This is a genomic window from Mannheimia varigena (assembly GCF_013377235.1).
Lineage (GTDB): Bacteria > Pseudomonadota > Gammaproteobacteria > Enterobacterales > Pasteurellaceae > Mannheimia > Mannheimia varigena.
Genome location: NZ_CP016226.1, coordinates 1034613 through 1048738, shown reverse-complemented (window position 1 = coordinate 1048738; position 14126 = coordinate 1034613). Strand labels below are relative to the sequence as shown.

Here is a 14126-nt window from a genome sequence, read left to right as displayed (position 1 = left end):
AGCGGTTGCAACAATTGAGAACGGCTTTGGAGATGAATTGTTCTATCTAAATATTGCTAGCCGAGCGCTCAATTTGCTCTATTTTGTGACTGCTTAATGAATTGGTGATTAAGTTAATTGAGCATTTTATTTTACTACTAAATGAGGGCTAGAAATTGCATTACAAAAAGGCAGAATATATTATTCTGCCTTTACTTTAAGATTAATTTAACCCTAATTTACTTAATTTTTCTGCTTCTTCTTTAAAACCTTCAATCGCTGCTTTGTCGAAGAAATATTGGGTGCCGCAGCATTCGCATTGCATATCGATCACGCCTTGTTTTTCCGCTAACATCTCTTCAATTTCGTCCGCTGGAACAAGCAATAACGCCGAGCCTGAACGCTCTCTTGAGCAGCCGCATTTGAACTCGGTATCTTGTGGCGGATAAACCTCCACTTGCTCTTCGTGGTAGAGGCGGTAAAGCAACTCTTCCGCCTCCAAGCCGAATAACTCTTCGTCTTTCACGGTTTCAGTAAGCGTGGCTAAATGCTCGAAATCATCACGGCTGCCGGTACCGTCCGGCATAATTTGCAGCAACATTCCGCCAGCCACCGCTTTGCCGTCATATTCGCCGTTGCGAATAATCAGGTGGGTTTTGAGCTGTTCTGAACGCTCAAAATAATCTTCCAAACATTCACGAATCGTTGGTTTGTCTAGGGCAATCACGCCTTGGTAACGCTCGCCTTCGGTCGGGATAATCGAAATTACCAACACGCCGTTGCCGATCATTTCCGCCAGTGTAGCATTGTCTGCAATTTCCGCCTGAACACGGGCTAAGGCACGCAGTTGTTGGTTGTCGTTGCCGTTTACCACCGCTAATTTTAGCGGCCCATCGCCCTGAATTTGCACGGTGATCGTGCCGTTAAATTTCATTGTGGCGGTTAAAAGACTGGTGGCGACTAACATTTCGCCCAGTAAATTTTGCACCGCTTTTGGGTATTCGTGAGTGTTGAGCGTTTCAGTAAATGTGCTGTTTAAACGCACCCATTCGCCACGTACCGCACGATCTTTGAATAAATAACGGTAAAGTTTGTCGTTGTCTTTGGTGTAATTCATTGTGATTCCTCGTTGCAAGCGGTGGATTATTACTCACAAAATTGTTTCCAATTTTGTTCTCTATTACGGAGCCGTTGGCAAAGCCAACGTTCAAAACGCAATGCGTTTTGTGGCTAAAAATTTGCAAATTTTTGTGGAAATTTAACCGCTTGTAAAAATAAAAGGTGAGCCAAACGCTCACTGTCGTAATACGGCTCTCAATATAAGGATTATTTTTTCAATTACAAGAGTTTAACTAAATTCTTGCTCTTTGAATTTAATTAAATCCCGACGTTCTTTTTTGTTCGGGCGGCGATCCGGATGCGGCATTGAAAGGGCGTTTGCCTTGCGAGCGAATGCCATTGCCTCACGGAGCTTCACGCTTTTTTCGGTTTCTTGGTAGAGCAGTTGAGCCTCCGGAGCCCCACGGCGTTGGTCGCTTAAGGCAAGCACTTCCACCTCTTTTTCTTCATTGCCTTGGCGAAGTTTAATGGTTGCCCCAATTTCCACTGCCTTGCTCACTTTTGCCCGCTGCCCGTTGTAGTGCACTTTTCCGCCCTCAATCATCGCTTTGGCGATGGTGCGAGTTTTGTAGAAACGGGCTGCCCAGAGCCATTTGTCGAGCCGAACTTCGTTGCTGTTTGCTTCTTTTTCGTGTTTATTTTTCATTTTCTACCTTAAAATCAAAACAATGTGAGAAATATTAGAGCGAAAGTTATATTTTTCAACTAAAATAACTCAAAAAGGTGAGAAAAATGACCAAACAACTTCCTGAAATTTTAAAGATCGAAACCATTGCAAAAACTCGTATTTTTGAGGTACAAACGGTGGATTTGCGTTTTTCAAACGGTGAGGAAAGGATCTATGAGCGTTTAACGCCACAACGCCGTTCTTCGGTGTTGGTGATCCCGATTCAGAATAATGAGCTGATTTTTATCAAAGAGTATGCAGTCGGCCCTGAGCGTTATGAATTGAGTTTCCCGAAAGGTATTGTCGATGCAGGCGAAGAGCCGGTAGAAAGTGCCAACCGTGAATTGCAGGAAGAGATAGGCTTTGGGGCGAAAAAATTGGATTTTTTACGTTCACTCTATAGTGGCCCAAGCCATATGTACGGTTTAATGCACGTTTTTGTGGCGGAAGATCTTTATCCTTCCAAATTGAGGGGAGACGAACCTGAACCGCTAGAAATTATTCGTTATCCGTTAAATAAAATTGACGAATTATTGGCAGATCCTAGTTTTGCGGAATCACGTAATTTGTCTGCTCTTTTTATGTTAAGAGACTATTTGAAAGAGAAAAATAAGTAAAAAATAGATCTTGAGGAAAGCAAAATGCAAACTTTAAATCAACAATTACTTGATAATGTAGTCGATATTGCAAGAGAGGCTGGTGAACATTTAAAACAATTTTATGCCCGTTCAATTGCTGTTAAAATTAAGGCAGATGATACGCCCGTTACAGAGGCAGATTTGTTCATTAGCCAATTTTTAACTACTCGTTTACAGCAACTTACGCCTGATGTGCCTGTTTTATCGGAAGAGAACTGTGATATTGCCTTTTCTGAGCGTAATCAATGGCAGGAATATTGGATTATCGACCCACTAGATGGCACTCAGCAATTTATTAACCGTACAGATCAGTTTTCTATTGTGATTGGTTTGGTGCAGAAAAGAGGCAAGAAAAATCAGCCTGTTTTAGGTGTGATTTATGCACCAATCGTAGATAAACTCTATTTTGCGATGGAGGCAAGCGGTGCATTTTTGCAAGAAAATGGTGAAATTCGACCGCTTGTAAAGGTAGAAAAACAGACAGAAAAACCATTAGTGATTGCGATTGGTAGCCAAATACATGCTGATAAAGCGTTGCAAGCAATGGGCGATTATGAAGTTCAGTTTTTACAATATGGCTCAAGCAGTTTAAAAGCAGGGTTAGTGGCGGAAGGTAAGGCGGATTGTTATATCCGTTTCGGCGATACAGGCGAGTGGGATACTGCTGTGGCAGAAGTGTTGCTCAACGAAGTGGGCGGATCTGTTTTCGATTTTAATTTTGCTCCATTAACCTATAATCAGCGAGAAACTTTTATTAACCCTTACTTTGTGATGGTAAAAAATAGCTCTCTAAATTGGGATAAAATATTTTTATTCAAATAGGGTATTCCTATTAACAATTTTTATGATAATCTTGCTTCCAACAATATTTTAACAATTAAAATGAATAGGATTATTAAATGAATGCTGAAAATAGTTGCGTGGTCATTTTTGGTGCGTCAGGTGATTTAACCTTTCGTAAATTAATACCCGCCCTTTACAATTTATATAAAATCGGCAAACTTGGCGAACATTTTTCGGTATTAGGTGTTGCCCGTTCTGAGTTAAGTGATGAATCTTTCCGCCAAAAAATGCGTGATGCATTAGTCAAATTTGAAAAAGCAAGCGGTCCAAAATTAGATGAATTTTGCGAACATCTTTATTATCAAGCTATCAACACCTCAAGCGTGGTGGATTATGCTAAATTACTACCTCGCCTTGATGAATTGCACGACAGATATCAAACCGGTGGCAACACGCTCTATTACCTCTCAACTCCACCGAGTCTATACGGCACAATCCCTGAATGTTTAGCCGCTCATGGCTTAACCACCGAAGAGTTCGGTTGGAAACGCATCATCGTCGAAAAACCGTTCGGCTATGATATTGAAACGGCAAAAAAATTAGACGTTCAAATCCATAAATGTTTTGAAGAGCATCAAATCTACCGTATCGACCACTATTTAGGCAAAGAAACCGTCCAAAATTTATTGGTTTTACGTTTCTCAAATGGCTTATTTGAACCGCTTTGGAACCGTAATTTTATTGATTATGTGGAAATCACCGGGGCGGAATCTATCGGTGTGGAAGACCGTGGTGGTTATTATGATGATTCTGGGGCAATGCGTGATATGTTCCAAAATCATTTATTGCAAGTTTTAGCAATGGTAGCAATGGAACCACCGGCAATTATCAACGCTAATTCAATGCGTGATGAAGTGGCGAAAGTGCTGCACTGCTTGCACCCATTATCCGAAGAAGATGTGAAAAACGATGTGATTTTAGGGCAATACGCTAGAGGCCTAGTGGATGGCGAAGAAGTGGTTGGCTACTTAGAAGAAAAAGGCGTACCGGCAGATTCCAACACCGAAACCTTTATGGCGGTGAAATGTGAAATTGACAACTGGCGTTGGGCAGGTGTGCCGTTTTATGTGCGTACAGGTAAGCGTTTGCCAACCCGTGTGACCGAAATTGTCATTCACTTTAAAACCACTCCACACCCGGTGTTTAGCCAAAATGCCCCGGAAAATAAATTGATTATCCGAGTGCAACCGGACGAAGGCATTTCAATGCGTTTCGGCTTGAAAAAACCAGGGGCAGGCTTTGAAGCGAAAGAGGTTTCAATGGATTTCCGTTATTCGGATTTAAGTTCAACATCAAGCCTACTGACCGCTTATGAACGTTTATTATTAGATGCGTTAAAAGGCGATGCGACCTTATTTGCCCGTACCGATGCGGTGCACGCCTGCTGGCGATTTGTGCAACCAATTTTGGATTACAAAGCAAATCGTGGACGTGTTTATGAATATGAATCTGGCACTTGGGGCCCGACTGAAGCGGACAAACTTATTGCCAAACACGGCAGAGTATGGCGTAAACCGTCTGGCACGTTGAAGAAAAAAGTCTAACGAATGTAGGGGCGAAATATTTTTCGCCCTATCAATAAACCATACGAAAAGGGCGAATAATGATTCGCCACTACGAGAAAATAACGATGCAAACGAAAATTTTCCCAACCGCCCAAGATGCAGTTGAACAAATCGCCCAAGAATTTATTGAATACAGCCGCCAAAACTGTGTGGTGCATATTTCCCTTTCCGGAGGTTCAACCCCGAAATTGCTGTTTAAAACCTTAGCTGCAGAGCCGTTTAAAAGAGAAGTGCAGTGGCAAAATCTGCATTTCTGGTGGGGTGATGATCGTATGGTTCACCCAACCGATCCAGAAAGCAATTATGGAGAAGTGCAAAAGTTACTGTTCGACCACATCAACATTCCTGCAGAAAATATCCACCGCATTCGTGGTGAAGAGCCGGTGGAGCAAGAACTTGCAAGATTTTCGCAAGAATTGACCGCTTGCGTGCCGGATTTAGCTTTCGATTGGATTATTTTAGGAATGGGAACAGACGGTCACACCGCCTCACTTTTCCCACGTCAAACCGATTTCAACGATCAAAATGTTGCCGTGATTGCCAAACACCCGGAAACAGGGCAGATCCGCATTTCCAAAACAGCGTCATTAATTGAAAAAGCAAAACGCATTACTTATTTGGTAACAGGCTGCTCAAAAGCAGAAATCTTAAAAGAAATCCAAACCACACCAGCGGAAAATTTACCTTACCCAGCCGCTAAAATTAAAGCGAAAAATGGGGTAACGGAATGGGTTTTGGATAGTGATGCAGCGAAAAATCTTTAGCGGAAATTTCAATGATGTTCAACCTTAACAATAAAATCTTTACTGTCGTGCAAAATAGTGAAAATGGTGAAGTGAGTAGTCAAACACGTTTCCACTATTTTCAACAAGAGAAAATGATATGGGCGGACTATCAAGGTGGCGAGATTTTAAAAGGATTTTTAATTGGTAAATGGATTTCAGATTGTCAAATTGAGTTTACTTACCAGCATTTAAATCAACAGTTAGAAAATCGTCTCGGGCGATGTGTCACCACATTTGCTTTAGAAAATGAAAAATTAATTGGTCGTGAAAGTTGGCAGTGGCTTGATACTTTAGAAGTCGGGCAATCACAAATTATTGAGGTAACAGAGTAGCATTTATGAAAACCCTCGGCATTTTAGGTGGAATGAGTCCGGAAAGTACGGTTTCTTATTATTTGAATATCAACCGTGCGGTAAATCAGGTTTTGGGTGGAAATTCCAGTGCAAGGCTGCTGATTTTCAGCGTGAATTTTGAGGAAATTGCCCAATGCCAAAAGCAAGGCGATTGGCAGCGTTCAGGTGAGATTCTAGCCGAACAAGCTTGTTTATTAGAGCAGGCCGGGGCTGATGGTATTTTGTTGGCAACGAACACAATGCACAAGGTGGCGAAGCAGATTTCGGATAATATTTCCGTGCCGTTTTTACATATTTTAGATTGTACTGCTGAAGCTATTAAAGCAAAGGGAATCAACAAGGTCGCTTTGCTTGGAACGCAATTTACAATGAGTGATAATTTTTATCGTGATGGCTTAATCGAACGTGGTATCACGCCGATTGTACCAGACGAAACCACACAAAAAGAGATTCATCGTATTATTTTTGATGAGCTTTGTTTGGGCAAAATTGGGGCAAGTTCCAAAACATTTTATCTTGAAACGATCAAGCGGCTAAGCGAGCAAGGGGCAGAGGGCGTGATTTTGGGCTGTACCGAAATCGGTTTGTTAATTACCCAAGCGGATAGCTCGCTACCCTTTTTTGATACCGCAGCATTGCATAGCCAAATGGCGGTAGATTTTGTTTTAGGACGATAAATTTAGTAACAAGCGGTGATTTTTTTACAAAATTTTGCAAATTTTTCAGCAAATCCAACCGCTTACCAATTCAACACACAGGAGCAAACAATGTCAGTGAAAGGCGATATCGGCGTGATTGGACTCGCCGTAATGGGTCAAAACCTTATTTTAAATATGAACGACAACGGCTTTAAGGTCGTGGCGTATAACCGTACGACCTCGAAAGTCGATGAGTTTTTAGCAGGTCCTGCGAAAGACACCAATATCATCGGGGCGTATTCGTTAGAAGATTTAGCAGCGAAATTGGAAAAACCACGCCGTGTAATGTTAATGGTGCGTGCAGGCGATGTGGTGGATCAATTTATTGATGCCTTAGTGCCGCATTTGGAAGAGGGCGACATCATCATTGATGGCGGTAACTCAAACTATCCGGACACCAATCGCCGTGTGCAAGCCTTAGCAGAAAAAGGCATTCGTTTCATCGGTTCAGGCGTTTCCGGCGGTGAAGAAGGTGCACGTCACGGACCATCAATTATGCCAGGCGGTGATGAGTCTGCGTGGCCGTATGTGAAACCGATTTTCCAAGCGATTTCAGCGAAAACCGACAAAGGCGAGCCTTGCTGCGACTGGGTTGGTCGTGATGGTTCAGGCCATTTCGTGAAAATGGTTCACAACGGTATCGAATACGGCGATATGCAGTTAATCTGCGAAGCCTACCAGTTCTTAAAAGACGGTTTAGGCTTAAGCTATGACGAAATGCACGAAATCTTCAAAGAGTGGAAAAACACCGAATTAGACAGTTATTTAGTGGACATCACCACCGATATTCTTGCGTATAAAGATGCAGACGGCGAGCCATTGGTTGAGAAAATTCTCGACACCGCAGGTCAAAAAGGCACAGGAAAGTGGACAGGAATCAACGCCCTTGATTTCGGTATTCCATTAACCTTAATCACCGAATCGGTATTTGCTCGCTGCGTATCAGCATTTAAAGATCAACGTGTTGCGGCTTCAAGATTGTTCAACAAAACCATCGGCAAAGTGGAAGGCGATAAAAAAGAGTGGGTGGAAGCGGTTCGCCGTGCGTTGCTTGCCTCAAAAATCATCTCTTACGCTCAAGGCTTTATGCTGATTCGTGAAGCCTCTGAAAACTTCGGTTGGAACATTAACTACGGTGCAACTGCCCTATTATGGCGTGAGGGTTGTATTATCCGCAGCCGTTTCTTAGGCAACATTCGTGACGCATACGAAGCTAGCCCGGACTTAGTCTTCTTAGGCTCAGATCCATACTTCAAAGGCATTTTAGAAAACTGCTTGGCAGACTGGCGTAAAGTCGTGGCGAAATCTATCGAGATTGGCTTACCGGTGCCTTGTATGGCGTCTGCAATCACGTTCTTAGATGGCTACACTTCAGAGCGTGTGCCGGCAAACTTGCTACAAGCTCAACGTGACTACTTCGGGGCTCACACCTATGAACGCACCGATAAAGCTCGTGGTGAGTTCTTCCACACTAACTGGACGGGGCGAGGCGGTAATACTGCTTCAACCACTTACGATGTGTAATTAATTTTCTAAGCCACTTGATGTAAATATTAAGTGGCTTTTTTATAGCAAATTTTCACCAATGGTTCTTGGAGTAAATGTTTATAAAGGTGTATAATAATGGAGTGATATTTCATCACTATATAAGGAGCATCTATGCTAACAGATCAAGATATTTTTAACCGTTATCAAACCAAAGAAGCGGAGTTTAAAAAACAGGCGGATATCAGCCTTATCGGTCATTCACTGTTCGATATGTGGGGTGATATGGAACAAGGTACGCCAAGTTTGGCAGGGCAGAGCGTAGCGAATTTAGGTTTATCCGGCACTAGCACCCGCCAATATTTAGATGTGATTATCAAACCACAACGCATTAAACAACTCGGCAAAAACGTGTTTATTTTTCTCGGTGTGAACGACATTGTGAAAGAGCCGGACTATTCCCCAAAACAAGTGTTAGATTGGATCGAAGAGATCGTGGTAAACCTAAAAACGATTTCGCCAAACGCTCGCTACTTCTTGCTTGAAGCGACCCCAGTCAATAATATCACCAGCACCGATAATACTCAGATTTTAGCCCTTAACCGCTATTTGGAAGCTCACTGCCCGACGGAATGGACTTATGTAAAAACTTGGGATCATTTTGCCAATGATGAAGGAAAATTGGATCTGAATTTATGCCACGATGGCTTGCATTTCACCCAAGCAGGGTATGATCGTTTGGAACGGATTTTAACGGATTGTCTATTATAAACGCAAGCGGTCGGAAATTTGCAGATTTTTGCAACTTCCCGACCGTTTGTTTTATCAATTACAGCGCTTCAATTTCTTGATACTGCACCTGCAATTTCTCTAAACCGCTGAGATACTCTTGCATTTTTTCACGCTCTTTGGCGATGACTTGCTCAGGGGCTTTTGCCACGAAGGCTTCGTTGGAAAGTTTGCCTTCTATGCGAGCGACCTCATTTTTGAGTTTGTCCATCTCTTTGGTTAAGCGGGATAATTCGGCTTCTTTGTTGATAAAGCCTGCCATTGGGATCAAGATCTCGCCATTTGCCACCAATTTCGCGACCGATAGCGGTGCATTTTCGCCGGTTTCCAGCACTTTCACGCTATCAAGTTTCGCCATTGATTTGAGCAATACTTCGTTAGCGTTGAGGATTGCGACTTCGTCCGCTGAGAAGTTACGGGCGATCAGGTCTAAGCCTTTGCTTGGGACGATGTTGCTTTCCGCACGGATATTACGCACTGCCACAATCACTTCTTTAATGAAGTTGATTTGGTTTTCCGCCTGTTCATCTACGGCAGCTGAGTCAAATTGCGGGAATTTTTGCAACATAATGGTATCTGCGGAAATATCCAAGAAGCCTTTCACTTTCTGCCAGATCTCTTCGGTGATGAATGGCATTACCGGGTGGATTAAACGCAGTAATTTTTCCAACACATTCACCAGTGTGCGACTTGCTCCACGGCGTTGTGCATCTGTGCCTTTGAAGAAGATCGGTTTGGTCAGCTCCAAGTACCAGTCGCAGAACTGATCCCAAGTGAATTCGTAGATCGCATTCGCCACTAAGTCGAAACGGTATTGGCTTAATGCTGTGCGGAAGGTTTCCACCGTGCGGTTGAATTGGCTTTCAATCCAACGATCCGCTAGGCTAAATTCTACATCACCTTCACTTAAATCCAGTTTGTCGTTAGTTAGCACATAACGGCTTGCATTCCACAGTTTGTTGCAGAAGTTGCGATAGCCTTCTAGGCGTTTCATATCCCAGTTGATGTCTCGACCGTTGCTCGCAAGGGCGGTTAAAGTGAAACGCAGGGCGTCCGTACCGTGTGCCACAATACCTTCGCTGAACTCTTTGCGGGTCGCTTTGGCGATTTTTTCCGCCAGTTGTGGCTGCATCATATTGCCGGTGCGTTTTTCCAGCAGATCGTCAAGGCTGATACCGTCAATCATATCAATCGGGTCAAGCACGTTACCTTTCGATTTGGACATTTTCTGCCCTTGCTCGTCACGGATTAAGCCGGTCACATACACGGTTTTGAACGGCACTTGCGGTTTGCCGTTTTTATCTTTGATGAAGTGCATCGTGAACATAATCATACGAGCCACCCAGAAGAAGATGATGTCAAAACCGGTGATTAACACATCGGTCGGGTGGAACATTTTCAGTTCTTTGGTCTGCTCCGGCCAGCCTAAGGTTGAGAATGTCCATAAGCCTGATGAGAACCAAGTATCCAACACGTCTTCGTCTTGTTTCAACGCTACGTCTGAATTTAAGCTGTATTTTGACCGCACTTCCGCTTCATCTCGAGCCACATAGACATTGCCTTGCTCGTCATACCACGCAGGAATACGATGTCCCCACCAAAGTTGGCGAGAGATACACCAGTCTTGAATATCACGCATCCAAGAGAAGTAGAGGTTTTCATACTGTTTCGGCACAAATTGAATTTCGCCGTCTTCCACTGCTTTGGTCGCCACTTCTGCCAAAGGCTTAACAGAAACGTACCATTGGTCTGTTAGCATCGGCTCAATCGGCACGCCGCCACGGTCGCCATAAGGCACTTTTAAATCGTGCGGTTTGATTTGATCGAGCAAGCCCAACGCTTCAAAATCCGCCACGATTTTCTTACGAGCCACAAAACGCTCTAAGCCTTGATAGTCGGCTGGAATTGGGGCATCGTAGCCGGCAAGCGGTTTGCCGTCCGTGCCGATAATTTCTGCTTCCGCACGAATATCGGCGTTCAAGGTCAGGATATTGACCATCGGTAAGCCGTGGCGTTTACCCACTTCGTAGTCGTTGAAATCGTGGGCTGGGGTAATTTTTACCACGCCGGTACCGAACTCACGATCCACATACTCATCGGCAATAATTGGAATTTCACGGTTCGCCAGCGGCAGAATAACGGTTTTGCCAATCAGCGATTGATAACGCTCATCTTCCGGATGCACTGCCACCGCCGTATCGCCCAACATCGTTTCAGGACGAGTGGTCGCCACCACCAAATAATCCACGCCGTCAGCGGTTTTCGCACCATTGGCAAGCGGATAGCGGAAGTGCCAGAGCGAGCCTTTGCTCTCTTTGTTTTCCACTTCAAGGTCGGAAATCGCAGTGTGCAGTTTCGGATCCCAGTTTACCAAACGTTTGCCACGGTAAATCAAGCCCTCTTCGTGCAAGCGAACGAACACCTCTTTCACCGCATTTGATAAACCTTCGTCCATCGTAAAACGCTCACGATCCCAGTCAATCGAGTTGCCCAAGCGACGCATTTGCTGGCTGATTGTACCGCCCGAATAGGCTTTCCAATCCCAGATTTTGTTGATAAACGCCTCACGACCATAATCGTGACGGGTTTTGCCCTCTTCAGCAGCGATTTTACGCTCCACCACCATTTGGGTCGCAATCCCTGCATGGTCAGTCCCCGCCTGCCAAAGGGTGTTGTTGCCCTCCATACGGTTGAAACGGATTAAGGTATCCATCAACGTCTGTTGGAAAGCATGCCCCATATGCAACGAACCGGTCACATTCGGCGGCGGAATGGCGATACAGTAGCTTGGTGCATTAATATCTTCGCTCGGCTTAAAATAGCCTTGCGATTCCCAGTGTTGGTAGAGAGCTTGCTCTACGGCGGAAGGATTAAAACGGTCTTCCATTTTGAATTTTTGGGTCATTTGGTTTTTCTCTTTTTAATTAAATAGATTATATTCTTCTGACGACTCTATGATTTGCTTTTCTAACAAAGATAGCTTTTGAGAAAGAGGATACTTATTTTCCTCTTCATCATAATTTGTTATAAATAATGTACTCTGCTCTTCTTGAATAAGTTCTAAATATTTCTTCATAATGCCATTAGCTTTACTACAGTTTTCATCCCAAAATATAACATCACATTCTTGGTTCCAATTTGTATTTTGGGATGAAAATGCTCCAGCACTCAGATTACTACTGCCGATAATTGCTAATGTGGGTTCATATTTCTTATTTTTTAATGTTTTTGCTACAAAAATTTTTGCATGTGATTTCTTATTTTTAAATTTAAAAAACTTAAATGTGCAACAGCAAGATAATCTATTATTTAAACTTTGACAGGTTAGCATATATTGTGTAGGCCAATTATTAGATGCATACAGTCCATAAATACTAATTTCTTTTTTATGGCAATTGCATTTATTTAATGATGACAATATCTCTTGGCTAGTACTAAATTTTCCTATGGTTTTATTTTTCTTATTTTTATATGGATGTTGAAAAAAAGCACTACATATTGTGTATTTATTAAATTCAGATGCTAAAGAATCTAAAATAACCTCCCGAAATATATTTGGTGATTTTTTATTTCTAAAAAATATTGCAACTTTTTTCATTTATCCCCCCGATGGTATTTGTCTCCGACCACAACTGTTCGAAGCCTTTAACTTGGTACCCAAACTGAGTCAACTTTGTTTGGGTCTCCACCACAAATTTCAACAATTTCCTTAATTAAAAGGCTCTCCAACTCGAGTGCTAATTTTAATTTTGTTATTTTAAACCCCGATGGCGCTCGTCTCTGACGAGTGCCTATTTATTTAAGCACCCGTCAGAGACGAGCGCTATCGTTTGGTATTTTACAAGCGGTCTGTTTTAAGAAGTTTTTTGCAAAATTTTTCTTAAATCCAACCGTTTTGTCACCCCACACGAGCCGTGTGGGGTTAGGCATAGCCGAGCCACTCTGTGGCTCTTTGTTCTTTTCTAGCTTCCAGCTCCGGAGGAGCTGGAATTATCAAGCCTAGTACGGCTCGTACTAGGTAATTTCAAACCCTAATTTCACCAATTCATCACAAAGCAGATTACACCAATTCGGTATTTTTTCTGAAATTTTTATCACTTTCTTATCTGCAATCTGCAAAATCAAATTCGGCTTTGTTTCTGAATTATCATAAATCAGAGTTTCATCATTGATAAAAATCGCCTCAATTAAATTTTCACGGCTGATGTGGTAACGTTTTCTAATCGTTTCTTCGTCAATAAAATGCCCGCCGGCTTTCACTCGTGCCTTTACCCGTTCAATGTTAATATCAGGGTCATCAACACCAATATAATTTAATCGAGTTCTGAAATTCCTTGCTTTGGCATTTTCCATTCGTTTCAGAATAGATTTACCCGAAAGTGTTGATTCCATTGAAAACGCAATCTGATTTGTTACGGCAAACTGAAATAGCTCAATTGCTTTTCTGCCTGCTTCAATATCAGCTAATCTTGGATTAGTCGGGTTAATCTGCATTGCGATGTTATCCGAATCAATCACAATTTCGACTTTATCTTGGTTGAAAGATCGCAGAGTAGATTTACCGGCTCCGTTTGTGCCACAGTAAAAAATCGCTAGATTATTGAGCATATTTGATCACTTTCTCTGTACCGTCTGGGTAATGCTGAATTAAATCCCCATTTTCACGGCGATAAGTTAGCACTTCGTGCTTTTTCTTTTCTTCAAACCACGCAGTAAAGAGAATATCCAGCTCTCGTTGTTTTTTGAGTAATTCTTCACGACTTGTCATTTTACTTCTCCCAAACCATATCCAAATGCGGTATCCCATCTTCCAAATACACCCCCGACACTGCTTTGAACCCAAAACTTTCATAAAACTCTTGCAGGTAACTTTGAGCTTGGGCGTGAATTGGTTGAGCGGGGAAATGCTCACGGCAGTAATCCATCGCTTTTTGCACTAACTCCCTTGCCAAACCTGCCCCACGATATTCTTTTACCACCAGCACTCTGCCAATATGTACACCGTCTTCGGCTGGAATTAAACGGCAGTAAGCGGTCAGATTTTTTGCATTTTTTGCAAAGAAATGCACCGCTTGTAGGTCTTTGTCGTCCACTTCTTGGTAAGGGCAATTTTGCTCAACCACAAACACGGCGGTGCGAGCCTTATAGATTTCAAATAGCTCAGCCGTAGTTAGTTGCTCAAAAGTGTTGGCTTGCCAGAGCATT

At 42.8% G+C, this 14126-nt stretch carries 15 protein-coding genes; 8 read left to right on the top strand and 7 right to left on the bottom strand.

The features are described 5' to 3' along the window. Window positions 1-202: 202 nt before the first annotated feature. Both hslO and hslR read right to left on the bottom strand, forming a co-directional pair. Window positions 203-1096, bottom strand: a complete 894-nt coding sequence (gene hslO / locus A6B40_RS04795; RefSeq protein WP_025248202.1) for an Hsp33 family molecular chaperone HslO — start codon at window positions 1094-1096, stop codon at window positions 203-205. 231 nt (window positions 1097-1327) lie between these two features. Beyond that, window positions 1328-1744: a ribosome-associated heat shock protein Hsp15 gene (gene hslR, locus A6B40_RS04790; RefSeq protein ID WP_176671727.1), complete on the bottom strand. Its 417-nt coding sequence runs from the start codon at window positions 1742-1744 to the stop codon at window positions 1328-1330. A gap of 86 nt (window positions 1745-1830) precedes the next feature. Between hslR and nudE the strand changes: the two genes are divergently transcribed. The 8 genes from nudE to A6B40_RS04750 all read left to right on the top strand — a co-directional run bounded on the left by nudE (window position 1831) and on the right by A6B40_RS04750 (window position 8903). Next, on the top strand, window positions 1831-2382 hold the full coding sequence (gene nudE, locus A6B40_RS04785) for an ADP compounds hydrolase NudE (RefSeq protein WP_025217985.1): 552 nt from the start codon (window positions 1831-1833) through the stop codon (window positions 2380-2382). 24 nt (window positions 2383-2406) lie between these two features. Further along, on the top strand, window positions 2407-3225 hold the full coding sequence (cysQ, locus tag A6B40_RS04780) for a 3'(2'),5'-bisphosphate nucleotidase CysQ (RefSeq protein ID WP_176671726.1): 819 nt from the start codon (window positions 2407-2409) through the stop codon (window positions 3223-3225). A gap of 77 nt (window positions 3226-3302) precedes the next feature. After that, on the top strand, window positions 3303-4790 hold the full coding sequence (gene zwf, locus A6B40_RS04775; RefSeq protein WP_138317372.1) for a glucose-6-phosphate dehydrogenase: 1488 nt from the start codon (window positions 3303-3305) through the stop codon (window positions 4788-4790). Between the two features lie 86 nt (window positions 4791-4876). Continuing rightward, window positions 4877-5575, top strand: coding sequence for a 6-phosphogluconolactonase (gene pgl / locus A6B40_RS04770; protein WP_176671725.1), 699 nt, complete (start codon window positions 4877-4879; stop codon window positions 5573-5575). A gap of 14 nt (window positions 5576-5589) precedes the next feature. Next, window positions 5590-5928 (top strand): avidin-fold protein, encoded by a 339-nt coding sequence (locus A6B40_RS04765; protein ID WP_176672321.1) that lies wholly within the window; start codon window positions 5590-5592, stop codon window positions 5926-5928. Window positions 5929-5933: 5 nt separating this feature from the next. Continuing rightward, entirely contained in the window at window positions 5934-6626 is a 693-nt protein-coding gene (locus tag A6B40_RS04760) for an aspartate/glutamate racemase family protein (protein ID WP_176671724.1), read from the top strand. A 90-nt stretch (window positions 6627-6716) separates the two neighbouring features. Then, window positions 6717-8171 carry a decarboxylating NADP(+)-dependent phosphogluconate dehydrogenase gene (gnd, locus tag A6B40_RS04755; protein ID WP_025217979.1) on the top strand — a complete coding sequence of 485 codons (1455 nt, stop codon included), beginning with the start codon at window positions 6717-6719 and terminating at the stop codon, window positions 8169-8171. A 135-nt stretch (window positions 8172-8306) separates the two neighbouring features. Then, complete coding sequence (locus A6B40_RS04750) at window positions 8307-8903, top strand: SGNH/GDSL hydrolase family protein (RefSeq protein WP_176671723.1); 597 nt, start codon at window positions 8307-8309, stop codon at window positions 8901-8903. Window positions 8904-8961: 58 nt separating this feature from the next. Here the strand turns inward: A6B40_RS04750 and A6B40_RS04745 are convergent, their stop codons facing one another. The 5 genes from A6B40_RS04745 to A6B40_RS04725 form a co-directional block, all read right to left on the bottom strand. Next, complete coding sequence (locus tag A6B40_RS04745) at window positions 8962-11826, bottom strand: valine--tRNA ligase (protein WP_176671722.1); 2865 nt, start codon at window positions 11824-11826, stop codon at window positions 8962-8964. A gap of 15 nt (window positions 11827-11841) precedes the next feature. Then, window positions 11842-12519: an NgoFVII family restriction endonuclease gene (locus A6B40_RS04740; RefSeq protein ID WP_176671721.1), complete on the bottom strand. Its 678-nt coding sequence runs from the start codon at window positions 12517-12519 to the stop codon at window positions 11842-11844. Between the two features lie 416 nt (window positions 12520-12935). Continuing rightward, the gene (locus tag A6B40_RS04735) at window positions 12936-13529 is read right to left on the bottom strand and encodes a zeta toxin family protein (protein WP_176671720.1); all 594 of its coding nucleotides are present in this window, start codon (window positions 13527-13529) and stop codon (window positions 12936-12938) included. Next, window positions 13519-13689 carry a hypothetical protein gene (locus A6B40_RS04730; protein ID WP_167325175.1) on the bottom strand — a complete coding sequence of 57 codons (171 nt, stop codon included), beginning with the start codon at window positions 13687-13689 and terminating at the stop codon, window positions 13519-13521. The genes A6B40_RS04735 and A6B40_RS04730 overlap by 11 nt, the downstream gene beginning before the upstream one ends. A 1-nt stretch (window position 13690) precedes the next feature. After that, entirely contained in the window at window positions 13691-14125 is a 435-nt protein-coding gene (locus A6B40_RS04725) for a GNAT family N-acetyltransferase (RefSeq protein WP_176671719.1), read from the bottom strand. Window position 14126: the final 1 nt, after the last annotated feature.

What these genes read in the sequence shown, in the direction of transcription:
- hslO (WP_025248202.1), bottom strand. Translation starts at nt 1,096, where the DNA reads ATGAATTACACCAAAGACAACGACAAACTTTACCGTTATTTATTCAAA.
- hslR (WP_176671727.1), bottom strand. Translation starts at nt 1,744, where the DNA reads ATGAAAAATAAACACGAAAAAGAAGCAAACAGCAACGAAGTTCGGCTC.
- nudE (WP_025217985.1), top strand. Translation starts at nt 1,831, where the DNA reads ATGACCAAACAACTTCCTGAAATTTTAAAGATCGAAACCATTGCAAAA.
- cysQ (WP_176671726.1), top strand. Translation starts at nt 2,407, where the DNA reads ATGCAAACTTTAAATCAACAATTACTTGATAATGTAGTCGATATTGCA.
- zwf (WP_138317372.1), top strand. Translation starts at nt 3,303, where the DNA reads ATGAATGCTGAAAATAGTTGCGTGGTCATTTTTGGTGCGTCAGGTGAT.
- pgl (WP_176671725.1), top strand. Translation starts at nt 4,877, where the DNA reads ATGCAAACGAAAATTTTCCCAACCGCCCAAGATGCAGTTGAACAAATC.
- A6B40_RS04765 (WP_176672321.1), top strand. Translation starts at nt 5,590, where the DNA reads ATGTTCAACCTTAACAATAAAATCTTTACTGTCGTGCAAAATAGTGAA.
- A6B40_RS04760 (WP_176671724.1), top strand. Translation starts at nt 5,934, where the DNA reads ATGAAAACCCTCGGCATTTTAGGTGGAATGAGTCCGGAAAGTACGGTT.
- gnd (WP_025217979.1), top strand. Translation starts at nt 6,717, where the DNA reads ATGTCAGTGAAAGGCGATATCGGCGTGATTGGACTCGCCGTAATGGGT.
- A6B40_RS04750 (WP_176671723.1), top strand. Translation starts at nt 8,307, where the DNA reads ATGCTAACAGATCAAGATATTTTTAACCGTTATCAAACCAAAGAAGCG.
- A6B40_RS04745 (WP_176671722.1), bottom strand. Translation starts at nt 11,826, where the DNA reads ATGACCCAAAAATTCAAAATGGAAGACCGTTTTAATCCTTCCGCCGTA.
- A6B40_RS04740 (WP_176671721.1), bottom strand. Translation starts at nt 12,519, where the DNA reads ATGAAAAAAGTTGCAATATTTTTTAGAAATAAAAAATCACCAAATATA.
- A6B40_RS04735 (WP_176671720.1), bottom strand. Translation starts at nt 13,529, where the DNA reads ATGCTCAATAATCTAGCGATTTTTTACTGTGGCACAAACGGAGCCGGT.
- A6B40_RS04730 (WP_167325175.1), bottom strand. Translation starts at nt 13,689, where the DNA reads ATGACAAGTCGTGAAGAATTACTCAAAAAACAACGAGAGCTGGATATT.
- A6B40_RS04725 (WP_176671719.1), bottom strand. Translation starts at nt 14,125, where the DNA reads ATGCTCTGGCAAGCCAACACTTTTGAGCAACTAACTACGGCTGAGCTA.